Genomic DNA, 4,315 nt, shown 5'->3' with positions numbered 1-4,315 from the left:
CGAGCGCAACGGCGGCTACACCCGCATCACCAAGATCGGCAACCGCCAGGGCGACAACGCGCCCATGGCCGTGATCGAGCTGATCATGGACCCGATCTCCGGCAAGCAGGCCGTGGTGCGTGAGGCCGAGCAGGCCGCCGCGTCCGCGCCGGCCGCGCCGGCCGAGTCCACCCCGGTGGAGGCCGTCGACCCGGCCGCCACCGAGGAGGTCACCGTGGCCGAGTCGCAGGAGGCCGCCGCCGAGATCGACGGCGCCGTGCCCACCAACGAGGACGGCTCGGCTCCGGCCGAGGCCACCATCAAGGGCAACGCCAGCTCGAAGAAGTACCACGTCCCCGGCTCGCGCTGGTACGACCAGACCACCGCCGAGGTCTGGTTCTCCACCGTCGAGGAGGCCAAGGCCGCGGGCTTCGAGCCCGCCGGTGGCGAGGCCGCCCAGAAGATGGCCTGACGGGTGCTCTCCGGGTGGGGCGGGGCCGTCGTCGTGCACGGGGCGCGGCGGGCTCCCGCGGGCTTCGACGCGCGGTTCAGCGCGCTGTGGCGCGAGTACGAGTATCGGATCGACGACGCTCCCGCCGCGCGTGATCCGCGCACGCGGGGCTTCACCCACTGGCACGGCGCCGCCCTGGACGATCGCCTCATGGCCCTGGAGGCCGACGCCGTCCTCGGACTGCACGACTTCCTGTCCTTCTGCCGGCCCCGCGAGGGCGCCACGACCATCCGCGAGGTGAAGCACCTGGAGGTGCGACGCGATGAGGACGGCGTCGTGGGCATCCGGATCCGGGCCGACGCGTTCTGCCACAACATGGTCCGGGCGATCGTCGGGGCGCTGCTGCAGGTGGGGGAGGGGGCCCGCGAGCCCGGCTGGCTCGCGCACCGGGTGGCGAGGCCGGCCCGCGACTCCGAGGTGCGCCTCGCCCCGCCCGGGGGGCTGACGCTGCTCGCCGTCGGCTATCCCGACGAGGCGGAGGAGCTGCGCCGGCGCGCCGAGGGCACCCGGGCGAAGCGGACCCTGTGAGCCGGGGTCGCCCGCGGCGGCGGCTTTTGGCTCCGGGGCCCGCGTTCGGTAGGATGGGTGGACGTTGCGCATGCCCGCACCCGGATGCGTCGTGCCGCGAGTGGCTCAGTTGCATGGCCTTCAGCTCGCGCCGCACCCCCGGGGCATCGGGCCCGGACGCCTTCCAGCCCTCACCTGGGGGACCGGCGCGCACGGAGAACTGACAGCGCGAGCGCGCCGGAATCACGACCCGGCGGGCAGGTGCTGTGGACCACCACCGACCCTGAAGGCAGACAACGTGCGTACGTACTCTCCCAAGCCTGGTGACGCCGACCGTCAGTGGCACATCATCGATGCCACCGACGTCGTCCTCGGCCGCCTGGCCTCCCACACCGCCGCCCTCCTGCGCGGCAAGCACAAGCCGACGTTCGCCCCCCACATGGACATGGGCGACTACGTCATCATCGTGAACGCCGAGAAGGTCGCCCTCACCGGCGCCAAGCTCGAGAAGAAGCGCGCCTACCGCCACTCGGGCTACCCGGGCGGCCTGAAGTCGCAGTCCTACGCCGAGCTGCTCGAGACCAACCCGGTCCGCGCCGTGGAGAAGGCCGTCAAGGGCATGCTCCCGAAGAACTCGCTGGCCGCCCAGCAGCTCTCCAAGCTGAAGGTGTACAAGGGCGCCGAGCACCCGCACACCGCCCAGCAGCCCCAGACCTTCGAGATCGGCCAGGTCGCCCAGTGACCCCGGCGGGCCACTGACGCAGACCTTCCCTGAGGAGAACCATGAGCATCAACGAGAACGACGACGTGGAGCTGACGAGCTACACCTCTGAGTCCACCGCCACTGCCGAGGCCCCCGTCGCCTCCGAGCGCCCGGCCCTGACCGTGCCCGGCTCCGCCGTCGGCCGCCGCAAGGAGGCCGTGGCCCGCGTGCGCCTCGTCCCCGGCTCCGGCCAGTGGACCATCAACGGTCGAGCCCTGGAGAACTACTTCCCGAACAAGCTGCACCAGCAGGAGGTCTCCGACCCCTTCACGCTGCTGGAGCTGACCGGCGCCTACGACGTGATCGCCCGCATCCACGGCGGCGGCCCCTCCGGCCAGGCCGGTGCGCTGCGCCTGGGCATCTCCCGCGCCCTCAACGAGATCGACCGCGAGCACAACCGCCCGGCGCTCAAGAAGGCCGGCTTCCTGACCCGCGACGCCCGCGTCATCGAGCGCAAGAAGGCCGGCCTCAAGAAGGCCCGCAAGGCCTCGCAGTTCTCGAAGCGCTGATCCTGCGCCGCACGGTATCCCCACCGTGCCCCCGCCGACGCCCCGCCCCGCTCCTCACGAGCGGGGCGGGGCGTCCGCCGTCTCCGTGGGCCGGCGGCACCTGACCCAGAGGTAATATGAAGACGCATGGCGACGACGCCATGACGGGCCGCTCGCCCGTCCGGTGCGCGGTCCGGTGGAAGACACCCTCAGGAGCCGCCGTGGCCGAGAACACGAGTCCCACGCCCGACCCCCGCACCCGTGGCGAGCACGGCACGGAGCACGCCGCGCAGGCCCCCTTCGCCGTGACCCGTGACTACGCCGCCGAGGTGGACGAGATCCGGGAGCTCGGCCGCAAGCTCGGCGGGGAGAAGAAGACCCCCACCCCGGACCCGCAGGCCTGGCGTGAGGGCTACCCGTACAAGACCAAGCTCAGCCGCAAGAGCTACGAGCGACGCAAGCGTGAGCTGCAGATCGAGCTGCTGAAGATGCAGCTCTGGGTCAAGGAGACCGGCCAGAAGGTCCTGATCATCTTCGAGGGCCGCGACGCCGCCGGCAAGGGCGGCGCCATCAAGCGCTTCAACGAGCACCTCAACCCCCGCGGCGCCCGGACCGTGGCCCTGGAGAAGCCCACGGAGGAGGAGGCCTCGCAGTGGTACTTCCAGCGCTACATCCAGCACCTGCCCTCCGGCGGTGAGATCGTGATGTTCGACCGCTCCTGGTACAACCGGGCCGGCGTCGAGCGCGTCATGGGCTACTGCACGGCGCAGCAGTACCTCGAGTTCATGCGCGAGACCCCTGAGCTGGAGCGCATGCTCGTCAACTCCGGCGTGCACATCATCAAGTTCTGGTTCTCCGTGTCCCAGCGTGAGCAGCTCAACCGCTTCGCCGCGCGGGAGACCGACCCCGTGCGTCGCTGGAAGCTCTCGCCCACCGACCTGGCCTCCCTGGACAAGTGGGACGACTACACGAACGCGAAGGAGGCCATGTTCTTCTACACGCACACGGCCGACGCCCCGTGGACCGTCGTGAAGTCGAACGACAAGAAGCGCGCCCGCCTCGAGGCCATCCGCCATGTGCTGCACACGCTGCCCTACCCGGACAAGGACGAGCGCATCGTCCACCGCCCCGACCCGCAGATCTGCGGCCCGGCCAACGAGCTGGCCGAGTACGGCGAGGTCTCCGGCGGATCGTTCCCGCGCGTGCGCTGACCGGGCCGCACACGACGGCGCCCCTCACCGTCCGGTGAGGGGCGCCGTCGTGGGCGGCGGGGCGGTTCAGCCGCGCTCCTCCTTCTCCTCCAAGTACTCCGGGGTGACGTGCGCGTCGTCGAAGAGGTTGTCCGCCCCGAAGCCCTCCGAGACGTGGTACTCGCCCGAGGCCAGGGAGAGGCGGACGTCCTCGCGCAGGATCGGCAGCTTGGCGTAGAACGCGTCGCCGCAGCAGCTGGTGGCGGTGACGTCGCGGTGGCCGATGATGCGGGACGGCGGCAGCTCGTACTGCTGGCAGATGTAGGCGACGAGCGGCACCAGGCCGGCGTAGAGGCTCTGCGGCGGCGGGTTCAGCATGTACAGCCCCTCGCACTCGATGCCGAGCGCATACGCGTTGAAACCGAGCGCGTGGACGCCGAGCATGAACGTCTGTCCGCCCTCGAGCGCGTGCCGGGAGCCGTGGCGGCCCTCCATTGCGAAGCCGCCGCGGGAGACGGTGAAGTGCTGCCCGGTGTCGCCCCAGTCGTTCGCGGGGCTCATGTGCGCGTTCTGGACCACCTGCGCGATGCTCTCCGCCGCCTCCCGGGAGCCGTCCGTGACGTTCGGAGTGGTGGTGTGGTGGATCACCAGGTAGGAGGGGCGCTCGTTCAGGGTCTGCAGGTAGTAGTTGGGCTGCATGGCGCCCCACTGCGCGGTGGTGATGATGTCCGGGGCGGGCAGGCGGGTGGCCTGCTCGTCGCCCTCCGAGCTCTGCTCGGCCTGCTCATCACGCCCGCAGCCGGCCACGCCGGCGGCGATCGCCAGGCCCGTGCCGCCCAGCACGCTGCGGCGCGTCCAGGAACGGGAGGGCGGGGGC

The 4,315-nt window shown here is 71.4% G+C and carries 6 protein-coding genes; 5 read left to right on the top strand and 1 reads right to left on the bottom strand.

What is annotated here, in order from left to right; translation table 11 throughout:
- The 5 genes from J1M38_RS12145 to ppk2 all read left to right on the top strand — a co-directional run.
- Positions 1-451, top strand: a 451-nt coding sequence (locus tag J1M38_RS12145) for a L17 family ribosomal protein (RefSeq protein ID WP_274608401.1), incomplete at its 5' end; no start/stop codon positions are given.
- Between the two features lie 3 nt (positions 452-454).
- Positions 455-1,018 carry a hypothetical protein gene (locus J1M38_RS01190; RefSeq protein WP_342356190.1) on the top strand — a complete coding sequence of 188 codons (564 nt, stop codon included), beginning with the start codon at positions 455-457 and terminating at the stop codon, positions 1,016-1,018.
- 277 nt (positions 1,019-1,295) lie between these two features.
- Complete coding sequence (gene rplM, locus J1M38_RS01185) at positions 1,296-1,739, top strand: 50S ribosomal protein L13 (RefSeq protein ID WP_036337972.1); 444 nt, start codon at positions 1,296-1,298, stop codon at positions 1,737-1,739.
- Positions 1,740-1,780: 41 nt separating this feature from the next.
- Positions 1,781-2,269 carry a 30S ribosomal protein S9 gene (gene rpsI / locus J1M38_RS01180; protein ID WP_002857521.1) on the top strand — a complete coding sequence of 163 codons (489 nt, stop codon included), beginning with the start codon at positions 1,781-1,783 and terminating at the stop codon, positions 2,267-2,269.
- A 200-nt stretch (positions 2,270-2,469) separates the two neighbouring features.
- Positions 2,470-3,459 carry a polyphosphate kinase 2 gene (ppk2, locus tag J1M38_RS01175; protein WP_061867116.1) on the top strand — a complete coding sequence of 330 codons (990 nt, stop codon included), beginning with the start codon at positions 2,470-2,472 and terminating at the stop codon, positions 3,457-3,459.
- Between the two features lie 66 nt (positions 3,460-3,525).
- On the opposite strand, the gene J1M38_RS01170 is transcribed toward ppk2, so the two are convergent.
- Positions 3,526-4,315 (bottom strand): peptidoglycan recognition family protein (locus tag J1M38_RS01170; RefSeq protein WP_206501149.1); only part of this gene is annotated, 790 nt, incomplete at its 5' end.

The organism is Micrococcus sp. KRD070 (genome assembly GCF_017168435.1).
GTDB lineage: Bacteria > Actinomycetota > Actinomycetes > Actinomycetales > Micrococcaceae > Micrococcus > Micrococcus luteus.
Note: the sequence above shows the minus strand (reverse complement) of the source record. Positions and strands in the feature narration are given on the sequence as shown.

Coding starts and splice junctions, on each gene's coding strand:
- rpsI (WP_002857521.1), top strand. CDS start 1,781: ATGAGCATCAACGAGAACGACGACGTGGAGCTGACGAGCTACACCTCT.